The organism is Moraxella oblonga NBRC 102422 (assembly GCF_001598275.1).
Lineage (GTDB): Bacteria > Pseudomonadota > Gammaproteobacteria > Pseudomonadales > Moraxellaceae > Moraxella > Moraxella oblonga.
In genome coordinates this window covers 1-999 of sequence record NZ_BCYQ01000096.1, presented here as the reverse complement: position 1 = coordinate 999, position 999 = coordinate 1, and the positions used below count along the sequence as shown (strand labels likewise).

The following is a 999-nucleotide window of genomic DNA, read 5'->3' as shown; positions in this document are numbered from 1 at the left end:
AAGGATTTTATGGTGGGGTATTTTATTTTTTGGTTTTTTTAAGTTTTATGTGGTTTGTTTTTATTTTTATTTTTGTTGGGTTTCGTTCCTCAACCCAACCTACGGGCTAAAATACTCATTGGCTAATTCTTTTGAATGAAAAATTCACACGTTTTGGATTGGCAAAGTTCCATTATCTTGTCTTCTTTTTACATCTGCATCTGTAGGTGTCGGGCAATTATCATTGTGTACCCATAATTTATCAAATATGTAGTAAGTATGATTGTCCGCAACTTCAAAATTATATACTGTTGAAAGTCTTGTATCTTTTAAGACTCTAATTTCTTCATTGTCTTCGGTGATTAATGGACTTTTAGAAGTTTGCCCATCATTTAGTATAACTCCGTCTTTTTTATCTTCATATTTAATAAATGAATATTGTGGATTGTCTTGTGAGTGTGTGTAATTCTCATCATCTAGATACTCTCCGACATCAAGAAAAGTATCATAATACAAATTCGCGAAAACATCTTTTTTGGTAGTTTGATAAGAAGGATTAGCAAAAATGACATACGCTGAATAGCTATTATCCTTTAATTCCAATAACTGACCTTGTTCTAATGCATCTAGGCGTGTCCAACCCACTCCTTTCACCCAAAACGGATGATTGGGGGTTGCATAAATTCCAAATACCTTCCCTTTACGACTCATATTTAGAATGTCAAAATCAGACAAGCTGTTTGCCTTAACAGATTTTTTGACAAGACAGTATTTTAAATTCCAAACCTCTTTATTATGATGAACTACTGTACGAATTACAGGCTTAAACTCTTGCTCACCTATCCCACTTTCGTGTTTAGATAACACCATATCACCGACTTGGATGTCTTCAATACGCTTCAACCCTTTATCGGTGGTAATTCGAGTACCTGCTGGGAAACAAGTATGGTTTGGAACTGAATCAAGTAAAGGAACGAGTGTTTGGATTTGTTCTACTGTTAGGTTATTGCTGTAGGTCGG

The 999-nt window shown here is 34.6% G+C and carries 1 protein-coding gene; it reads right to left on the bottom strand.

Translation table 11 applies throughout. From position 1 onward, the window contains the following. Positions 1 to 144: 144 nt before the first annotated feature. A partial coding sequence (locus MOB01S_RS12620; protein WP_066805869.1) for a Hint domain-containing protein occupies positions 145 to 999 on the bottom strand: 855 nt, incomplete at its 5' end.